General features: G+C 72.1%; 17 protein-coding genes and 2 pseudogenes. 17 read left to right on the plus strand and 2 right to left on the minus strand.

Annotation, left to right across the window (positions count from 1 at the left end):
• Nucleotides 1-39: 39 nt before the first annotated feature.
• The 4 genes and pseudogenes from BUE29_RS23705 to BUE29_RS09440 form a co-directional block, all read left to right on the plus strand.
• Nucleotides 40-411, plus strand: a pseudogene (locus tag BUE29_RS23705) (MCP four helix bundle domain-containing protein); the annotation flags it as partial.
• Nucleotides 412-696: 285 nt separating this feature from the next.
• A pseudogene (locus BUE29_RS23710) lies at nt 697-1,623 on the plus strand (methyl-accepting chemotaxis protein); the annotation flags it as partial.
• Nucleotides 1,624-1,663: 40 nt separating this feature from the next.
• On the plus strand, nt 1,664-3,208 hold the full coding sequence (locus BUE29_RS23100; protein WP_073389632.1) for a GAF domain-containing protein: 1,545 nt from the start codon (nt 1,664-1,666) through the stop codon (nt 3,206-3,208).
• Nucleotides 3,209-3,344: 136 nt separating this feature from the next.
• A complete protein-coding gene (locus BUE29_RS09440; protein ID WP_073388992.1) occupies nt 3,345-4,226 on the plus strand; it encodes a hypothetical protein in 882 nt (293 codons plus the stop codon).
• 6 nt (nt 4,227-4,232) lie between these two features.
• On the opposite strand, the gene BUE29_RS09445 is transcribed toward BUE29_RS09440, so the two are convergent.
• The gene (locus BUE29_RS09445) at nt 4,233-5,438 is read right to left on the minus strand and encodes an EAL and HDOD domain-containing protein (protein ID WP_073388995.1); all 1,206 of its coding nucleotides are present in this window, start codon (nt 5,436-5,438) and stop codon (nt 4,233-4,235) included.
• Between the two features lie 236 nt (nt 5,439-5,674).
• Between BUE29_RS09445 and BUE29_RS09450 the strand changes: the two genes are divergently transcribed.
• The 10 genes from BUE29_RS09450 (at nt 5,675) to BUE29_RS09495 (ending at nt 14,147) form a co-directional block, all read left to right on the plus strand.
• Complete coding sequence (locus BUE29_RS09450) at nt 5,675-6,853, plus strand: protein-glutamate methylesterase/protein-glutamine glutaminase (protein WP_200800115.1); 1,179 nt, start codon at nt 5,675-5,677, stop codon at nt 6,851-6,853.
• Nucleotides 6,850-7,674, plus strand: coding sequence for a CheR family methyltransferase (locus tag BUE29_RS09455; protein ID WP_073388998.1), 825 nt, complete (start codon nt 6,850-6,852; stop codon nt 7,672-7,674). The genes BUE29_RS09450 and BUE29_RS09455 overlap by 4 nt, the downstream gene beginning before the upstream one ends.
• Nucleotide 7,675: 1 nt before the next feature.
• A complete protein-coding gene (locus BUE29_RS09460; RefSeq protein WP_073389001.1) occupies nt 7,676-8,056 on the plus strand; it encodes a response regulator in 381 nt (126 codons plus the stop codon).
• Entirely contained in the window at nt 8,053-8,514 is a 462-nt protein-coding gene (locus tag BUE29_RS09465) for a chemotaxis protein CheX (protein WP_073389004.1), read from the plus strand. Before BUE29_RS09460 ends, BUE29_RS09465 begins: the two co-directional genes overlap by 4 nt.
• Before the next feature lie 48 nt (nt 8,515-8,562).
• Nucleotides 8,563-8,925 (plus strand): response regulator, encoded by a 363-nt coding sequence (locus tag BUE29_RS09470; RefSeq protein WP_073389007.1) that lies wholly within the window; start codon nt 8,563-8,565, stop codon nt 8,923-8,925.
• Complete coding sequence (locus BUE29_RS09475; RefSeq protein WP_073389010.1) at nt 8,925-9,401, plus strand: hypothetical protein; 477 nt, start codon at nt 8,925-8,927, stop codon at nt 9,399-9,401. Before BUE29_RS09470 ends, BUE29_RS09475 begins: the two co-directional genes overlap by 1 nt.
• Before the next feature lie 160 nt (nt 9,402-9,561).
• The gene (locus tag BUE29_RS09480) at nt 9,562-11,616 is read left to right on the plus strand and encodes a flagellar biosynthesis protein FlhA (protein ID WP_073389012.1); all 2,055 of its coding nucleotides are present in this window, start codon (nt 9,562-9,564) and stop codon (nt 11,614-11,616) included.
• Nucleotides 11,591-13,129, plus strand: coding sequence for a hypothetical protein (locus BUE29_RS22445; protein ID WP_159440853.1), 1,539 nt, complete (start codon nt 11,591-11,593; stop codon nt 13,127-13,129). Before BUE29_RS09480 ends, BUE29_RS22445 begins: the two co-directional genes overlap by 26 nt.
• Nucleotides 13,129-13,317 carry a hypothetical protein gene (locus BUE29_RS09490; protein ID WP_073389017.1) on the plus strand — a complete coding sequence of 63 codons (189 nt, stop codon included), beginning with the start codon at nt 13,129-13,131 and terminating at the stop codon, nt 13,315-13,317. Before BUE29_RS22445 ends, BUE29_RS09490 begins: the two co-directional genes overlap by 1 nt.
• A gap of 206 nt (nt 13,318-13,523) precedes the next feature.
• Nucleotides 13,524-14,147, plus strand: coding sequence for a DedA family protein (locus BUE29_RS09495; RefSeq protein WP_073389020.1), 624 nt, complete (start codon nt 13,524-13,526; stop codon nt 14,145-14,147).
• A gap of 1 nt (nt 14,148) precedes the next feature.
• Here BUE29_RS09495 and BUE29_RS09500 read toward each other — a convergent pair whose 3' ends face one another.
• Complete coding sequence (locus tag BUE29_RS09500; protein WP_143168088.1) at nt 14,149-14,382, minus strand: hypothetical protein; 234 nt, start codon at nt 14,380-14,382, stop codon at nt 14,149-14,151.
• Nucleotides 14,383-14,447: 65 nt separating this feature from the next.
• Between BUE29_RS09500 and BUE29_RS09505 the strand changes: the two genes are divergently transcribed.
• From BUE29_RS09505 to map, 3 genes are all read left to right on the plus strand, one after another.
• On the plus strand, nt 14,448-16,139 hold the full coding sequence (locus BUE29_RS09505; protein ID WP_073389024.1) for a ribonuclease J: 1,692 nt from the start codon (nt 14,448-14,450) through the stop codon (nt 16,137-16,139).
• A 76-nt stretch (nt 16,140-16,215) separates the two neighbouring features.
• On the plus strand, nt 16,216-17,346 hold the full coding sequence (locus BUE29_RS09510; RefSeq protein ID WP_073389027.1) for a hypothetical protein: 1,131 nt from the start codon (nt 16,216-16,218) through the stop codon (nt 17,344-17,346).
• Nucleotides 17,347-17,534: 188 nt separating this feature from the next.
• Nucleotides 17,535-18,404 (plus strand): type I methionyl aminopeptidase, encoded by an 870-nt coding sequence (map, locus tag BUE29_RS09515; RefSeq protein ID WP_073389030.1) that lies wholly within the window; start codon nt 17,535-17,537, stop codon nt 18,402-18,404.
• Nucleotides 18,405-18,502: the final 98 nt, after the last annotated feature.

The raw sequence follows: 18,502 nt of genomic DNA on the forward strand, positions 1-18,502 counted from the left end.
ATGAATGAAGCCACCGTTCAGCGTTCGCCCCTCGCGCTGATGCGCAACGCGGGCGTCGCCAAGAAGATCTACGGCCTCGCCGCGCTGCTCGCGATCGGCATCGTCGCCGTCGTCGGCGTCTCGTGGAACAGCCTCAGCGGCATCTCCGACACGTCGCAGCAGGTGCGCGACGCGGTCAACACGAACATCGCGCCGCTGTCGATCGTGCACCAGGACGAGCTCAAGGCCCGGATGCTGATCGCACAGGTGGCGGCGTCGACGACCGCGGCGCAGAAGAAGGAGTGGCAGGGCAAGATCGCCGACAACGACAAGGAACTGTCCGACGCGGCCGCGCAGTACGAGAAGGGCACCTCGACCCCCGCCGCGTGGACGACGTTCCGGAACGTGTGGAGCCAGTGGGTCGACCTGCGCGACAAGCAGATGCTGCCGGCCGCGCTGAAGGTCGGCGACGCGTCCGCCGCCGCCACGTACGGCGGCCTCGCCGCCGGTGCCGGACAGGACCTCGTGAGCAAGGCCGCCGACGCGCTCGACGCCACCGAGGCGGCCGAGCGTGGCAGCCTCAACGCCAACCTGCAGTCCGTCCACGACGACGGCAACAGCGCGGTCGTCATGCTGCTCGTCGCGGCGGCCGTCGTGCTGCTGCTCGCCGCCCTGGTCGCGCGCTGGATCGCGAACCTCATCGTCCGTCCGGTGCGCGAGGTGGAGAGCAGCCTGGAGGCCATGGCCCGCGGCGACCTCACCCGTACGCCGCAGGTCGACACCGGTGACGAGGTGGGCAGCATGGCCCACTCGCTCACCCGGGCGCAGGACTCGCTGCGCGAGATGCTGCGCCACGTCGGCCAGTCGACGACGGTGCTGAGCTCGGCCGCGGACCAGCTCTCGCAGTCCTCCGGCGTCATCAGCGCCTCGGCCGAGGAGACCTCGGTGCAGTCGCAGGTGGTGTCCGCCGCCGCCGAGCAGGTCTCGCGCAACGTGCAGACCGTCGCCGCCGGCTCGGAGGAGATGGGGGCCTCGATCCGCGAGATCGCCCAGAACGCGTCCGAGGCCGCCCGCGTCGCGGCGTCCGCCGTGGACGCGGCCGCCAACACCAACGCCACCGTCTCCCGCCTCGGCGAGTCGTCGGCCGAGATCGGTTCGGTCGTCAAGGTGATCACCTCGATCGCCGAGCAGACCAACCTGCTCGCCCTCAACGCCACCATCGAGGCGGCCCGGGCGGGCGAGGCGGGCAAGGGCTTCGCGGTCGTCGCCGGCGAGGTGAAGGAGCTCGCGCAGGAGACCGCTCGCGCCACCGAGGACATCGCCCGCCGGGTCGAGACGATCCAGGGCGACACCGACGCCGCCGTGTCCGCGATCGGCGAGATCTCGACGATCATCGCGCAGATCAACGACTTCCAGGTCTCGATCGCCTCCGCGGTCGAGGAGCAGACCGCGACCACCAACGAGATGGCGCGCTCGGTCACCGAGGCGGCCGCCGGCTCCGGCGAGATCGCGTCCAACATCGTCTCGGTCTCGCAGGCCGCATCCGCGACCTCCGAGGGTTTGAGCACCAGCCAGTCCGCCGTCAGTTCGGTGCAGACGACCTCGACCCAACTCCGGGCGCAGGTCGCGAAGTTCACCGTCTGACGCGGAACCACCTACGACAACATCTTCGGGGGTGTTGGAGTTGTTCCAGCGAAAGGCAGGCGCGGCCGACCAGGACGCGCGACTCGACGAGGCCAGGGCCGACGTCGCGACGATCGCACGCATCGTCGCGGCGCTGGCCACGGCCACCAGCTCCGACGGGGCCGCGCGTATCGCGCTCGACACCGTCCGCGACCAGTTCGGCTGGGCCTACGGGTCCTACTGGACGGTGGACGAGCAGCGCGAACTGCGCTTCGCCGCCGAGTCCGGCACCGTCGACACGGAGTTCGCCCGCATCACGGCGACGGCGAGCTTCGCCGAGGGCGTGGGCCTGAACGGTCGCGCGTGGAAGCAGCGCGAGCTCGTCTTCGTCGCCGACCTCGGCGAGGTGACCGACTGCGTACGCCGCCCCGCCGCCCAGCGGGCCGGGGTGCGTAGCGGCATCTGCTTCCCGCTCTTCGACGCCGGCGAGGTCGTCGGCACGATGGACTTCTTCACCACCGAGACCCTGAACCCGTCGCCCGAGCGGCTCGACGTGCTGCGCAGCGTGGGCGTCCTGGTCTCCCAGGCGATGGAGCGCATCGGCGACGCCGAGCGGCAGCGCAAGGCCGCGCAGGACACCGAGGCGGTCAACGCCGTGCTGCGCAAGCTCAGCGACGCCCGCGACAAGGGGTCGGCGCTCTCGGCGGCGCTGCAGACGATCCGCAGCGAGTTCGACTGGCAGTACGGCTCGTACTGGCAGCTCGACGAGGCTGCCGGCGTGCTCCGCTTCGAGATCGAGTCCGGCGACGCGGGGCAGGAGTTCCGCGACGTCACGATGTCGGCCTCGTTCGCCAAGGGCGTCGGGCTGTCGGGTCGGACGTGGGAACGTCGCGACCTGTACTTCGTCGAGGACCTCGCCGAGATGACCGACTGCGTGCGCGCACCGGTCGCGCAGCGGGCCGGCGTCAAGTCCGGCGTCTGCCTGCCCGTCCTCGTCGACGGCGCGGTCGTCGGAACGATGGACTTCTTCGCCACCCGCAAGCTGATCATCTCCGACAGTCGGGCCGCCGCGTTGCGCAACACCGCGTTCCTGCTCGGCGACACCCTCGAACGCCTCGCCGCGGCGGACCGGCTGCAGACGGCGGGCGTCGAACTCGCCCAGTCGATCGAGGAGGTCGAGCGCAACGTCGTGTCCGCCACCTCGGTGGCCGAGGACGGGCGTCGGCTGGCCGACGAGGCCGACGACCAGATGGCGACCCTCGGGCACGCGAGCCAGGAGATCAGCAACGTCGTGCACGTGATCCAGGGCATCGCGGCGCAGACCAACCTGCTCGCGCTCAACGCGACGATCGAGGCCGCCCGGGCCGGCGAGGCCGGCAAGGGCTTCGCCGTCGTCGCCGGCGAGGTCAAGGAGCTCGCGACCGAGACCGCCCGGGCGACGACCGACGTCGACGCCAAGGTCTCGGCCATCCAGAGGCAGGTCGAGCTGGTCACGGTGTCCCTGCGCGACATCAAGGAATCGGTCGAGCGGATCAACGAGACCCAGGTGTTGATCAGCGGTGTGCTCACCGAGCAGGCCGCGGTCACCAGGGCCATCCTGGACTGACCGACACCGACGCGAGGAGCCACCCGGACAGGACGCCGGGTGACTCCTCGCGTCGTCGCCCCTCCACGCCGACGAGCCGGACGCGCTACCGTGTTCGGATACGACTGCGGTCGTTGGTCAAAGGGAAGGGGGACCGATGACCTATTCGCTCGTGAACATGCCGGTGTTGGGTTTCGATCTGTGCCGGTTGTCCGGGGGGACGGCTCTGGCGGAGATCCTGCTGCGCGCGCTCGAGCTCGACGAGCGCGCCCTGCACGAGCTCGCCACGGCGCCACGACCGCCACGGCGGCGGCCCGGCCAGGCGCCGGCGCTGGCGGGAGCATTGCGCGAACTGCGTGCGTGGCAGGACGACCCGGGTTCGCCGGTCGCCTCGACCCGCACCGTCCACATGCTCGAACGCAGCATGATCGGCGACTTCGACGGCCTGGTGCGCCTCGTCCGCGACGACATCCTGTCCTGGACCTGGAGCGAGGCCGGCTCGGTGCGCTGGCAGCTGCCGGACGCGGTCGGTGCCGTCGACGTGCTCGCCGACGCCATGGCTCGCGTCTACGGCCAGGCCGAGCGCGACGGCGCCACCGCGGTGGCGCCGTACGACCCGCGCTCGTACCCGCCGCCGGCGGTGCTCACCCGCCCGCTCACCGCCGACGACGTCGAGCTCGGCCCGTGCGGGCCGGCGGTGCGTGCGCTGCTCGCCCGCATCGCCGGGATGAGCCGCCGGCAGGCCGATGCGCTGCGCGCCGCCAGCGGGGGCAACGGCTCCCGCACGCACTGGGCGGCGGCCGTGCACGACGCGAGCTGGGCGGTGTACCTCACCGACCGGCTCCGTCCCGCCGCGGCCGCGCAGCTGCTCGCCGTCCGGGCGTTCGCGGCCGCCGGCTTCACCCCGCGCGACGGCGCGTACGGGGTGTGGAACGCGGTCAGCGGCGCGGTGCAGGCCACCGTCGTCGGGGATCTCGTGTCGAGCGAGACCGCGGAGCTCCTGGGCGACAGCTGCGACAAGGCCTTCGCCGCGGCCTGACGACCGTCAGCGCACGGCGGCGTCGGCGCAGTCGAACGCCCAGGGGAACGCGGACGCGAACGCGTCCTCGACCTGGTCGCGCGGCAGGTGCCCGGTGTCGGCGCCGGTGAGCTGGTAGGCGGTGACGCCGCGGACGATGTCCGAGAGCTCGCCGCCGCCGCCGAACGCGGCGTCGTGCAGCTCGGGCGTCAGCTCGAGGGTGGCCGCGATCTCGTCGAGGGGCGTCTCGAGCAGGATGTCGAGGCCGGACAGCATGCCGGCCGCGAAGGCCATCCCGGCCGAGCCGGGGGAGCGCGACTGCGTGATCTGCTCGCAGGCGCGGGCCCGCAGCAGCACGGTGACGAGCTGGTCGTAGCACTCGGTCTCGCGGCCGCTCGGCCGGGCCAGCAGCACGGCGAGCCAGTTCTTGACGCGCCGCACCCCGGCGCGCACCAGCGCGGTCCGGATCGAGTCGACCGCCACCCGCGTCTCGCCGGGGCGGCCGAGCGAGGCCAGCTGCATCACGTGGTAGGCCAGCGCCGGGTCCCGCCGGAGCAGCGCCTCGAGCTCCTCGAAGTCGACGTCGCTGCCCATGAGACCGGCGAGCGCGCTGAGGTTGCGCACCGACCCCGGGCTCACCGCCTTGCCCGCCACGACCGTCGGCCGGTCGAGCGCAAAGCCCTGGAACAGCTCGAAGCCGGCGTCGGCGAGCAGCGGCAGATCGGTGCGGTTCGCGACGCGGTCGGCCAGCAGCGTGACCTTGTGCTCCTCGTACGCGGACACCGCGTCGGTCACCGCGCTGGAGGACGCCAAGGCCGTGTCGACGCGCACGATGTCGGCCAGCTCGAGCAGCTCGGGCGCGTCGGCCGCGGGGCTGTCGTGGCTCACCGCGAGGGTGAAACCGCGCCGGACCAGTTCCCGGCAGCCGGCCACGACCTCGTCGTCGACGCGGGCGCCGCCCGCGACCGAGAGCACGGTGCGCTCGGGCGGCAGCAGCATCGGGACCTCGCCGGTGAGGACCGCGCGGTCGGCGGCGCAGAAGATGCCGTGGTCGGACACCAGACGTTCGAGGCCGATCGACACGGCGGCGACCATGACCGCGGCGGTGCGCTGGTCGGCCGTCGGAGCCTGACCGCTCGCCGTCACGTTGCTGCGGAACAGCAGCTCGTACCCGGCGAGGCCGCTCGTACGGTGGACTCCTTGCCTGCCGACGATCACGTCGCTGAAACCCACGTCGGGCCTCTTTCGTCCTGGTGCGCGGGCGGGCGGCCAGGTGCAGCCGTCCGCGAGACGCCCGCCGCGGCCGAGGGTTACGGCGCGGCGGGCACCCCTAGGATCGGCCGGTGCGGCCCGATCCGTAGCTCGGGGACGGTGCGCGATCGGCCCGCCGCCCGCGCTCAAGTACGCCACCCGGCGTCCGATGGTGACGGCGTGACCCCCACCCCCGCCGCCGACGTAGCGAGTACGTCGTGACCGCGAGCCGCCGCATCCGCGTCCTCGTCGTCGACGACTCCATCGTGGTGCGCAAGATCGTCACCGACGTGCTCTCCCAGGACCCGCACATCGACGTCGTCGGCACCGCCGTCAACGGCCGTGTCGGCCTCACCAAGATCGCCCAGCTCGAGCCCGACCTCGTCACCCTCGACGTCGAGATGCCCGAGATGGACGGACTGTCCGCCCTGAAGGCGATCCGTGAGAAGTGGGCCAGGCTGCCGGTCATCATGTTCAGCACGCTCACCGAGCCCGGCGCTGCCGTCGCGCTCGAGGCGCTCTCGCTGGGTGCGAGCGACTACGTGACGAAGCCGGCGAACGTCGGCAGCGTCAGCGAGTCGATGGCGAGCGTGCGCGACCAGCTCATCCCGCGCGTCCACGCCCTCGCCGGCCGGGCCGCCGGCATCACCCGGGGAACGACCCCGCCGCCCCCGCCGCGCGGCGTCGCCCCCCGCCCCGCCACCGGCTCCCCGGTCGCGAGCGCGCCCCGGACGATCGGCCGGCAGGTCGGCCACGTCGCGGCCGCGCCCCGCAGCGGGCCCCGCGCGACCAGCGCGCCCAAGATCCTCGCCATCGGCTGCTCGACGGGCGGCCCGCAGGCGTTGACCGGAGTCCTGCAGGCCCTGCCCGGCAGCTTCCCGCTGCCGATCGTGGTCGTGCAGCACATGCCGCCGGTCTTCACCGCGCAGTTCGCCGCCCGGCTCGACCGCACCTGCCAGCTCACCGTCGTCGAGGCGAAGGGCGGCGAGTCCCTGCGCCCGGGCACCGTCTACATCGCGCCCGGTGACTACCACATGGAGCTGGCGGCGGCCGGGGCGAAGGCGCCGCCGGTCACCACGCTCAACCAGGGCCCGCCGGTGTGCTTCTGCCGGCCGGCCGTGGACGTGCTCTTCCAGAGCGTCGCCGCGCAGTACGGCGCCGGCACGCTCGCCGTGGTCCTGACCGGTATGGGGCACGACGGCCGTACCGGTGCCGGTCGCATCCGCGACGTCGGCGGCAGCGTCCTCGTGCAGGACGAGCAGTCCTCCGTCGTGTGGGGCATGCCGGGGGCCATCGCGGCCGCCGGTCTCGCCGACGAGATCCTCCCGCTGGACTCGATCGCCGGTGCCATCCGCACCCGCGTGTCCGCCAGCCCGACCCTGGCAGGCGCCCGATGACGCTGACCACGGAGAACTTCGACTACGTCCGGGAGATGGTGCATCGCGACAGCGCGATCGTGCTCGCCCCGGGCAAGGAGTACCTCGTCGAGGCAAGGCTCACGCCGCTCGCGCGGTCCTCCGGCGCGACGACGGTCGACGACTTCGTCGCCCGGATCCGCGTGGCCCGCGACCTCGCGATGCGCGCGAAGGTCATCGACGCGCTGACCACGAACGAGACGTCGTGGTACCGCGACGGCGACCCGTTCACCGCGCTGCGCAACACGGTGCTGCCCGAGATCGTCGGCCGGCCCGGTTTCGACGGCACGGTGCGCATCTGGTCGGCGGCCTGCTCGAGCGGTCAGGAGCCGTACACGATCGCAATGGAGATCGCCGACATGGCGTCCGGGCGGCCGCTGAACGCGAGCATCCTCGCCACCGACCTGTCGCCGACGATGGTCGAGCGCACCAAGGCCGGCCGCTACAGCCAGCTCGAGGTCAACCGCGGCATGCCGGCGACCCGGCTCGTCCAGCACTTCACCCGCGAGGGCACCGAATGGGTCGTGTCGTCCCGGCTGCGTTCGATGGTGCGGACGCAGACGATGAACCTGGCCTCGCCGTTCGGGGCGATCGGCAAGTTCGACGTGGTGTTCCTGCGCAACGTGCTCATCTACTTCGACGTGCCGACCAAGCGGCAGATCCTGCAGCGTGTTCGTGCCGTGATGCGTCCGAACGCTTATCTCTTCCTCGGATCGGCCGAGGTAACCATCGGTGTGGACGACGGCTGGCGCCGTTCGGCCGCCGGCCGCAGTTCCTTCTACCAGCCCGCGACAGGAGCCTGACGTGCTAGCACTCGTCATCGACGATTCCCGCGCCATGCGCCGGATCGTCTCCTCGATCCTCGTCGGCGCCGGTTTCGAGACGCTGGAGGCCGAACACGGCCAGCACGCGCTCGACCTCCTCGCCGAGGGGGCCAGGCCCGAGCTCGCGTGCATCGACTGGAACATGCCGGTCCTGAACGGTCTCGAGTTCGTGACCGCCGTGCGCGCCCAGCCCGAGCACCGCGCCATGACCCTGATGATGGTCACCACCGAGAGCGAGCACGGTCAGATCGTGCGCGCCCTCGCCGCCGGCGCCCACGAGTACCTCATCAAGCCGTTCACCGCCGACGCGATGCTCGACAAGCTGAGCCTGCTCGGCCTCCTGCCGGCCGGTGTGTCATGACGGCCGCGATCGAGGTCGACGTCGACTCGCTCGGCTCGATCACGACCGATGTGTGGACGAGCTTCGTGGCCGAGGACGCCGTCGTGCTCCCGCTCGACGACGTCCCGCTGCACGCCCTGACCGACGTCTCCAGCCGGGTCGTCATCGAGGGCGACGCCAGTGGCTGCGTCGTGGTGCGCTGCGACCCCAGCTCGGCCGCCGCGCTCGCCCGGCGCCTGTTCCGCCTCGGTGACAGCGTCGAGCCCGACGACGAGGACGTCGCCGACGCCCTCGGCGAGATGGCCAACATCGTCGGCGGCAACGTGAAGTCGCTGGGTCTCGGTGACTCGCGGCTGACGCTGCCCGCGGTCGGCGCCTCCGGCGAGGTCGAGAACGGCGACCGGCTCGTGTGCGCCGCCGATGTCATCTGGGAGGACGGCCGCGCCATCCTCTTCGTCGGTCTGCCCTACCAACCCTGATCCCCTGACGCCCCCGTCGCCCCCCACGCAAGAAGCGGAGAAGAAGCCATGAAGGTCATCGTCGCCGACGACAGTCGCGTCATGCGACAGATCGTCATCCGGACCCTGCGCCAGTCCGGCTACAAGGACTGGGACGTCGTCGAGGCCGAGGACGGCGCCGACGCGCTGGCCAAGGTCCAGGCGGAGAACCCCGATCTCGTGCTGTCGGACTGGAACATGCCGAACATGACCGGCATCCAGTTCCTGCGCGCCCTGCGCGCGGCGGGCAACAACGTGCCGTTCGCGTTCGTGACCTCGGAGGGCTCCGAGGACATGCGCGGTCAGGCCGCGTCCGCGGGCGCCCTCGGCCTGATCGCGAAGCCGTTCACGCCCGAGACGTTCAGCGACGTCCTCGACACGGCGAACGTCTGATGCCGACCACGACCCTGCCCGACCCGAAGGCGATCAAGGACCTGCTGGAGGGGATGCTCGGGCGTGACGTCGACGTCGCCATCGGCAACCCGGTCGCGCCCACGGACTGTGCCGCGATGGGCATCTTCCACACCGACCTCGGCCAGCTCTCCGCCGTCGTCATGACCGACCTGCCGCTCGGGGCCTTCCTCGGCGCGTCCATCGCGCTCATCCCGGTCGGCGGTGCCGAGGCCTCGGTCGAGGACGGCGTCCTGGCGCAGAACCTGTTCGACAACGTCGCCGAGGTGTTCAACGTGTTCGCGAGCGTGCTCAACGAGCACTCCGACGAGCACCAGCGCCTCGTCGGCACGTCTCCCGGAGTCGTCGGCGCCCCGGGTGACGCCGCCGAGCTCGCCGGCCATCCGGCGAACCGGCTCGACCTGACCGTCTCGGTCGCCAAGTACGGCACCGGGCACTGGTCGGTCGTCCTCGTCTGACCCGCTCCGCTCCCTCCCCGGTCCGCCGGTCACGCCACCCGTGACCGGCCGGCCGGGGAAAGGCGTTTAAGTGCGGCTGCGGGCTGCCGATAGCCAAGATGCCAGGACGGCGACCCCACGGCTCGGATGCCGCAGCACGATCGCGCCCGAGTGAGGTCCCGTGAAGCCGAGCAGGCTCAGCCAGCTGGCAGTGCCGATCGGCGTCGTGTCGATCGTCGTCATGCTCGTCGTGCCGATGCCGGCGACCCTGCTCGACATCCTCATCGCCGGCAACATGACCGGGGCGGTGCTGGTGGTCCTGACGTCGATGTACGTCAAGCGGCCGCTGGAGTTCTCGAGCTTCCCCTCGCTGCTGCTGATCGCCACCCTGCTGCGGCTCGCGCTCAACATCAGCGCGACCCGACTCGTCCTCACCGACGGGTTCGCCGGCAACGTCATCAACGCCTTCGGCCACTTCGTCATCGGTGGCTCGCTGGTCATCGGCCTGGTGATCTTCGCGATCCTGTTGGTCATCCAGTTCGTCGTCATCACCAACGGCGCCGGCCGCGTCGCCGAGGTCGGCGCCCGCTTCACCCTCGACGCCATGCCCGGCAAGCAGATGGCCATCGACGCCGACCTCAACGCCGGGCTGATCGACGAGCAGACCGCGCGCACCCGCCGCGCCGAGATCGCCTCCGAGGCCGACTTCTACGGCGCGATGGACGGCGCGACGCGCTTCGTCAAGGGTGACGCCATCGCCGCCATCCTCATCACCTTCATCAACCTCATCGGCGGCTTCGCGATCGGGGTCCTGGAACACGGCATCCCGGTGTCCGAGGCGCTGTCGAAGTACAGCCTGCTCTCCATCGGCGACGGTCTGGTCAGTCAGATCCCGGCGCTGCTGCTGAGCGTGTCCACCGGCCTGATCGTCACCCGTTCCAGCGACTCCGACGACATGGGAACGGTCGTCTCCCGCCAGCTCGGCAACAACCGCAAGGCGTTGCAGATCGCCGGCGCCGGCGCCCTCGGGCTCTGCCTGGTGCCCGGGCTGCCCAAGCTGCCGTTCCTGCTGGTCGGCGGGGCCCTGCTGTTCATGGCGAGCAAGCGCAAGGCGGCCGAGGCCGTGGAGGCCGCCGAGGCCGAGACGGCGGCGACCGGCGCGCAGGCCGCTCCGGCGCAGTCCGACGAGGACGCGCTGCGGGCCGAGCTCGCCGTCGACCCGCTCGAACTGGTGCTCTCGCCCGACCTCGTGTCGCTGGTCAGCGGTGCCGGCGCCGACCTGCTCGACCGGGTCAAGCTGCTGCGCCGCAGCCTCGCCACCGAGCTCGGCGTCGTCATGCCGCCGGTGCGCACCCGCGACAACGTCTCGCTGCCGCAGTCGACCTACGCGATCAACATCAACGGTGTCGAGGTGGCCCGCGGGCTCGCCCCGGCGGGCACCGCGCTCGCGATCGGCGACGGCATCGACGGCCTGCCCGGCCGCGAGGCGCGCGAGCCGGTGTTCGGTGTGGACGGCAAGTGGATCCCGGTCGAGATGCGCGGTCAGGCCGAGCTGCTCGGCGCCACCGTCGTCGACCGGTCGTCGCTCATCATCACGCACCTGTCCGAGGCCGTGCGGCAGCACGCGAGCCGGCTGCTCGGCCGCGAGGACGTCGCCGCCGCCACGAAGGCGCTCAAGCGCACCCACCCCGTTGTCGTCGAGGACCTCACGCCGGCGCTGCTCAGCCTGGGCGAGATCCAGCGCGTGCTGCACGCCCTGCTCGACGAGAGCGTGTCGATCCGCGACCTCGTCCGCATCTTCGAGGCGCTGTCGGTGGCGGCCAAGGGCGGCACCGATCCGGACCGGCTCGTCGAGGCCGCCCGCGCCGCCCTCGCCCCGGCCCTCGTCGCCGGGCAGGCGACGGCGGGGACCCTCGACGTGCTCACCATCGAACCGCGGCTGCAGCAGACCCTGCTCGAGTCGGTGCGCCCCAGCGAGGGTGGCGCGCAGCTCGTCATCGAACCCGGCCTGGCCGAGCTGCTCATGAGCGGCATCGCCGAGCAGTTCACCACCCACTCGGCGCAGGGCAGCAAGCCCGTCCTCGTCTGCGCCGCCCAGATCCGTATGCCGCTGCGGCGGCTGCTGCGCCTGTCCCTGCCCGGGATGGCCGTCCTGTCCTACCCCGAGCTGGCCGCCAGCTCGGTGTCCGTCAACGCGCTAGGGGTCATCGATGACGTCCGCAACCTTGTACCGTGAGGGCCCCGATCTCGAGGAGCTCCTCGCCGAGATCGACGCCGAGCACGACGGCCGGGTCCGGGTCGTCGACGTCAACTACGGCCGCGACGGCGGCGTCATGGGCTTCTTCGCCCGCCGCACCATCGGCGTCCACTACGTGGTGACCGACGACGACGTCCCGGGCGTCGACATCACCGACACCGTCGTGTTCGACGACGACCTCACCGCCATCGCCGACATCACGAGCGCCGCGGACGCCGGCGACGGGTTCGTGGCGTCGTTCGTGCCGGTGTCCGTGCCGGTGTCCGTGCCGGTGTCGCCGCCGGTGTCGCCGGCGGCCGTGGCCGAGATGGTGGAGTCCGGGCGCGTGCCCGAGGGTGGCGACGTGGCGGGGGCCGACAACGTGGAGTTCGCGCGCATGCTGCTCGACCTGGCCGCGCAGAAGGCGGCCGAGCGGCAGGCGACACTTCCCGCCGAGCCGCCGGTGCCCGCGCCGGTGGCACTGCCGGTGGCATCGCCGGTCGCCGCACCCGTCCCGGTCGCCGCACCCGTCCCCGCGGTGGCGCCGGTGACGGCCGCGTCGTTCGTGGGCGCGGACCCGATCGGTGCCGCGGAGCTCGTGTCCGCGCCCGCGGTGAGCCCGGTCGAGCTGCCGGCCCCGGTGGCGGAGACGCGCGACGAGCTGCTCGCCCGGGTACGGACCCGCCCGGTCGGCGCCCACCGTGCCGCCGACTACGTCGAGCCGGTCGCGGTCGAGCCGGTCGCGGTCGCGCCGGTTCCCCCGGCCCCCGCCCCGGCCCCGGCCCCGGCCCCCGCCCCGGCCCCCGTTCCCGCCGCCGTCGTCGAGCCGGTGGCCGCCGCTCCGGTCGCGACGCCGTCGCGCACGCCGTTGACGCTGCGGCGGCAACTGGCCGAGATCGGCGTCCCGTTGACCTGGATCGTCGAGGGCACCGCCAGCGCCTACGAGGCGGTCGAGCAGCTGGTGCGGCGCATCCCGCAGCCCGGCCGGGCCGACCTCGGCCCCGGCCAGCTCCTCGTCGTCGCCGGGCCGGCGGCGCAGGCCCAGGCCGAGGCCGTCCGCATCTGCGGCCGGCTGCGCCTGGACCCGTCGGCGATCCGGACCGCCGGGTGCGGTCCGGAGTCCATCCGGCACCGCCGGCAGGCCGCGGCGCTCGAGCTCGAGGTGCGCGGCAGCCGTGGCGAGCCGTGCGTCGTGGTGGTGGCGACCGACTCCTCCGGCGACGCCGGCGGCAGCGCCGACCTCGCCTGGGCGGCCGACATCGTCGCCGCCCTCGAGCCCGACCAGCTGCACCTCGTCGTCGACGCGACGTGCCGGGTGACCGACGTCCGCCGCACCATCACCGCGTTCGGGCCGGTGACCGCGCTCGCCGTCGTGTCGGCCGCTCGCTCCGCCAGCCCGGCCGCGCTGTGGGAGCTCGGCCTGCCGGTCGGGACGCTCGACGGCGCCCCCGCCACCCGCGGTCGCTGGGCCGCCCTGCTCATCGACCGGCTCGCCGACCTGGACGACTGCTGATGTTGCGCTGGTCGGTTCTCGCGCTCTCGGTGCTCGTCAACCTGCCCGTCTTCTACGGCGGCCTCGTCGAGCAGAACGTGCCGGTCGAGGAGGTGCTGACGCGCTTCCTCATCACCGTGCCGATCATCGCGATCCTGCTCGCGGCCGTGCGCGCCGCGTCCCGTCGCTCCAGCGACCCTCGCGGCTGACGCGACTGTCACACAGCGCGTATACGGGCCGTACACGCGCTGCACACGCGCCGCACACGGGCCGTGTGGCATCTCGCGGGACCGCATCGGCGCCTACCTCGCCGTTCGTGTCCTCGTGACGGCACGCGCCCCGCTGACCGGCCGCATCGACGACGCACACCGGACGGACAGGGGACGGACAGGGGACGTCCGTAGACTCCGACCACGTGCTGCTGGCGAACCCGATCAGTCCTGACAACCTGCTCTCGGGCAGCGCCGCCCTGCTGATCCTCGCCATCGTGCTGTTCGCCGAGTGCGGCCTGCTCGTCGGCTTCTTCCTCCCGGGCGACACCCTGCTCTTCGCCGCCGGGATCTACCTGTCCGTCGGCGACATCGACACCCCGCTGGCCGCGTTCCTCGTCATCGCGCCGATCGCGGCCTTCCTGGGCAACATCGTCGGCTACTGGATCGGCTACCGCGCCGGGCCGGTGGTCTTCGACCGACCGAACTCACGGCTGTTCCGGCCCGAGTACGTCACGCGCGCGCACGACTTCTTCGAGCGGTTCGGGTCGTGGACGATCGTGGTGGGCCGCTTCGTGCCCGTCGTGCGGACGGTCGCGACGGTGATGGCGGGCGTCGGCCGCATGCGCTTCGCCCTGTACGCGCTGTACTCGGCGGTGGGCGGCCTGCTCTGGACCGACGGCATCCTGCTGCTCGGCCACGCGCTCGGCAAGATCGACTTCGTCCGCCGGAACAAGGGCTACATCGACTACGTCGTCCTCGCGGTGGTGGTCATCGGGCTGCTGCCGGTGCTCGTCCACCTGTGGCAGGGGCGCCGCCGCCGAACCTGATTCAGTTGCGGCACCGCGCCAGGTCCGGTGGGTCCACGTGGATGCCGAAATAGGTCGTGTCCACCCGGCAGGCGTGCTCGGCGACCTCGTCCTCGACATGGCTGCGCTGCTGCCACACCACGATCGCGAGCACCACGACGACGAGGGCGATGACCACCCGCGCGACGAGCCTCGCGATGAGCAGGGCCAGCAGCGCCCCCAGCACGACCAGCACGACGACGACGGCAACGCTCACCCCCGTGACGCTGCCGGAATCGATCGCCTCCACGCCCCTCACCGGCCGAACGATAGCCTCGAACGATGAGCAAGGGCGGCACCTCGGGCCTCGGCGATCCCCCGGCGCTTCCGGCGGGCGGGCTGCGGCTCGTCGCGCTCGGCGGCATCAAGGAGATCGGCCGCAACATGACCGTCTTCGAATTCGACGGCCGACTGCTGGTCGTCGACTGCGGGATGCTGCTCGGCAAGACCAACTCGCCCGGTGTGGACATCACGCTGCCGGACTGGTCCCACTTCGCCGATCGGCTCGACGACATCGACGCCGTGGTGCTCACCCACGGGCACGAGGACCACATCGGCGCGCTGCCCTACCTGCTGCGCGACCGGCCCGACATCCCGGTCGTCGGCTCCCGCCTCACGCTCGCGCTGGTCTCGGCGAAGCTCGAACAGCGGCAGCTGAAGGTGGAGCGGCAGCTCGTCGCCGAGGGGGATTCGCTGCAGGTCGGGCCGTGGGGGCTGCGCTTCTTCGCCGTGAACCACTCCATCCCCGACGCGCTCGCCGTCGCGATCCGGGCGGGTGGGCAGACGGTGTTGCACACCGGCGACTTCAAGATGGACCAGACGCCGTTGGACAACCGGCTCACCGACCTGCCCGGCTTCTCGCGTCTCGGCGACGAGGGCGTCGACCTGCTGCTGTCGGACTCCACGAACGCCGAGGTGCCGGGGTTCATCCCCTCCGAGCGCGAGGTCGGCAAGGTCGTCACCGACGTCATCCACAAGGCGCAGGGCCGGATCATCGTCGCCTGTTTCGCCTCGCACGTGCACCGCGTCCAGCAGGTGCTCGACGCCGCCCACGCGAGCGATCGCCAGGTCGCCTTCGTCGGACGCTCGATGGTGCGCAACATGGGGATCGCCCGCGACCTGGGCCTGCTGCGCATCCCCGACGGCCTGGTCGTCGACCTCAAGCTGGCCGAGGAGCTGCCGTCGCGGCGCATCCTGCTCATCTCGACCGGTTCGCAGGGCGAGCCGCTGTCGGCGCTGTCGCGGATGGCCAACCGCGACCACCAGACGGTCACGATCTCGAGCGACGACACGATCCTGCTCGCCTCGTCGCTCATCCCGGGCAACGAGACGTCGGTCGGGCAGGTCATCAACGGCCTGTCCCGGCTCGGCGCGACCGTCGTCCACAAGTCGACGGCGCTCGTCCACGTGTCCGGTCACGCGCCGGCGGGCGAGCTGCGCTACCTCATCGCGGCGGTCCGGCCGACGAACCTCATGCCGGTGCACGGCGAGTGGCGCCACCTGCGCGCCCACGCCGCGATCGGCCGGTCCATGGGGCTGCCCGACGAGCGGATCATGCTCGCCGAGGACGGCACCGTGGTCGATCTCGTCGACGGCCGCGCGAGCATCACCGGCAAGATCCCGGTCGGCTACGTGTACGTCGACGGCCTCGAGGTGGGCGACATCGGCGACTCGACGCTCAAGGACCGTCGGATCCTCGGCGAGGACGGCTTCCTGTCGATCCTCGTCGCCGTCGACCTCGACGCCGGCAAGGTGGTGTTCGGCCCGGAGATCACCGCGCGCGGGTTCAGCGACGACCCCGCCGCCCTCGACCCCATCACCGCCGAGCTCGTCGAGGTCGTCGAGAAGGCCCTCGCCGACGGCACCCGCGACGCCGACGCGTTGCAGCACCTGATCCGGCGGACGGTCGGCCGGTGGGTCGATCGGCAGTACCGGCGGCGGCCGATGCTGATGCCGCAGGTCGTCGAGGTGTGAGCGGAACGAGTCGGACGTCCCTGGCATAACAGGTAGCTAACGGCGATACTTCATCGACCCGTCAGGGAGGGAAGCGATGAAGCGCGTCGTCACGGCGATCGCCTGGGCACTGCTGGTCGTCGCGGGGACGATGCCGAGCGCGGCCGCCGCCCCGCGACCCGGCGGAACGTCGCCGACGGCCACTGCCGCCGCGAGGAAGGCGTCCTGCACGGCGAGCAGGGCCGCCTTCCCGTTCCCGTTCGCCAAGACCGCCCGCGGGCTGCGACAGGTGGACTTCGCCCAGCTCACCGTGAACCGGGGCAGCTCGTGGGCGGGCACCGCCTACCGCTACCAGGACAGCCGGATCTACCTGATCACCTGGCGCGCGGGTCACCGGGCGTCGGTGATCGCCAGCTATCGCTACGTCGACGTGCCCTTCGACCCGCAGTACTCGGTGACTCCCGTCGGTGTCACGCCGTCCGGGGCGATCGTCGCCGCGGTCGAGGACCCGCAGCCGCGCGACGCCGACCTGGGGGTGGTGCCGGTGAAGGGCCTGTACTGGGCCCACGGTCGTAAGCAGCATCTCGCCCACCGCCACTCCTGGCGGTCCTACGTGCCGACCGCGGTGACGAGTGCCGGAGCAGTGGTCGGTTACGCGATCACCGGAAGCACGACGAAGCCGCACTACTGGGCGGTGCGATGGGCCCGTGCCAACTCGGCCAAGCCGCACGTCTTCGCCGACCTCGGACGCGTCCCCGCGACCGTCACCGCCACGGCCGAGGGTGATGTCGTCTGGACCCGATCCGACGGATACGCCTACGCCCGGCTCCGTGACGGAACCGTGCACCAGTTGCGTCTCGGGACGGCCGCCTCCGCCGACTACGTGTCGCGTTACCTCTACCCACGGCTCGCCGGCAGCGGGGCGGTGTTCTCGTCCGAGCAGGACGGCGTCCACCGGTGGACGTTGAGCGGGGCCGGCGCGGGACCGATCTACGGCACGGTCGTGACGAGGTATCCCGGGTTCCCGTCGGCGGTCGGCCCGCGGGGAGACCTCGTGCTCGCCTCGGGTCGGGGCGGTCGGCTGATCACGTCGCGCGGTGCGCTCGCCCGGCTGCCGCAGCAGTACCTCCGCGACGTCGGGCTGCCCTCCCGGGCGGTCGACGCGCACGGAACCGTCGCCTACACGTCGCGCACGGACCGGCACGTCCACCTCCTGCGCTGCCGGTGATCGCTCAGGTCGGCGGCCGTCCTGCCGATGGACACCCGTGGGCCTGTGGCTGATCCCGATCTGCTGGGTCGGCGGCAGCGTGCCGCTAGCGCTGGTCGTCGGCGCGGCCGTCGGGGCCGGACGACGGCCGTCGCCGCCGCGGGCGGCCGGTCGGGTCACGTGCGCCCCCGGCGCGGCACAATGGAGCCATGACCGTCAGCACCCCGCTCGAGCAGGGCACCGTGTCGCCGCGGCGCGAGGTGCCGGGTTCCATCGTCCGACCGCACTACGTCGGGACGTGGCCGAAGACCCGTGCCGACTTCGACGACCCGATGGTCAAGGACGCCGACACCATCGCGCGGATGCGTGTCGCGGGCCGCATCGCGGCGGACGCGCTGGTCGAGGTCGGCCGGCACGTGGCCCCGGGCGTCACCACTGACGAGCTCGACCGCATCGGGCACGAGTACCTGATCGCGCACGGCGCCTACCCCTCGACGCTGGGTTACAAGGACTATCCGAAGTCGCTGTGCACCAGCGTCAACGAGGTCATCTGCCACGGCATCCCCGACGACCGGCCGCTCGGCGACGGCGACGTCGTGAAGGTCGACATCACCGCCTACATCGACGGCGTCCACGGCGACAACTGCGCCACCTTCTACGCCGGCGACGTCAGCGACGAGGTCCGTGACCTCGGCGAACGCACCCGCGAGGCCATGCTGCGCGGCATCAGGGCGGTGCGGCCCGGCCGTCCGATCAGCGTCATCGGCCGCGTCATCGAGTCCTACGCGAAGCGGTTCGGCTACGGCGTCGTGCGCGACTACACCGGGCACGGCGTCGGCCCCAGCTTCCACACTCGGCCGACGATCCTGCACTACGACGAGCCCCGCTCGGACACCGTGCTGGAGACGGGCATGACCTTCACCGTCGAGCCCATGCTCACCCTGGGCGGCTACGCCTGGTACATGTGGGACGACGACTGGACCGTGCTCACCGAGGACGGCTCCTGGGCCGCGCAGTGGGAGCACACCGTGGTCGTGACCGACGACGGGGTCGAGATCCTCACCAGCCCGTCCGACTGACGCCGGCAGACGCCCGGGCCGGCCGTGCGGCGAGGTGGCCGACGGCGTGTCCGGTACGCGTTACGCCGCGTTGACCGCCGGGCTGGCACCATGCCGCG

This window comes from Jatrophihabitans endophyticus, assembly GCF_900129455.1.
In the GTDB taxonomy this organism is placed as follows: Bacteria; Actinomycetota; Actinomycetes; order Mycobacteriales; family Jatrophihabitantaceae; genus Jatrophihabitans; species Jatrophihabitans endophyticus.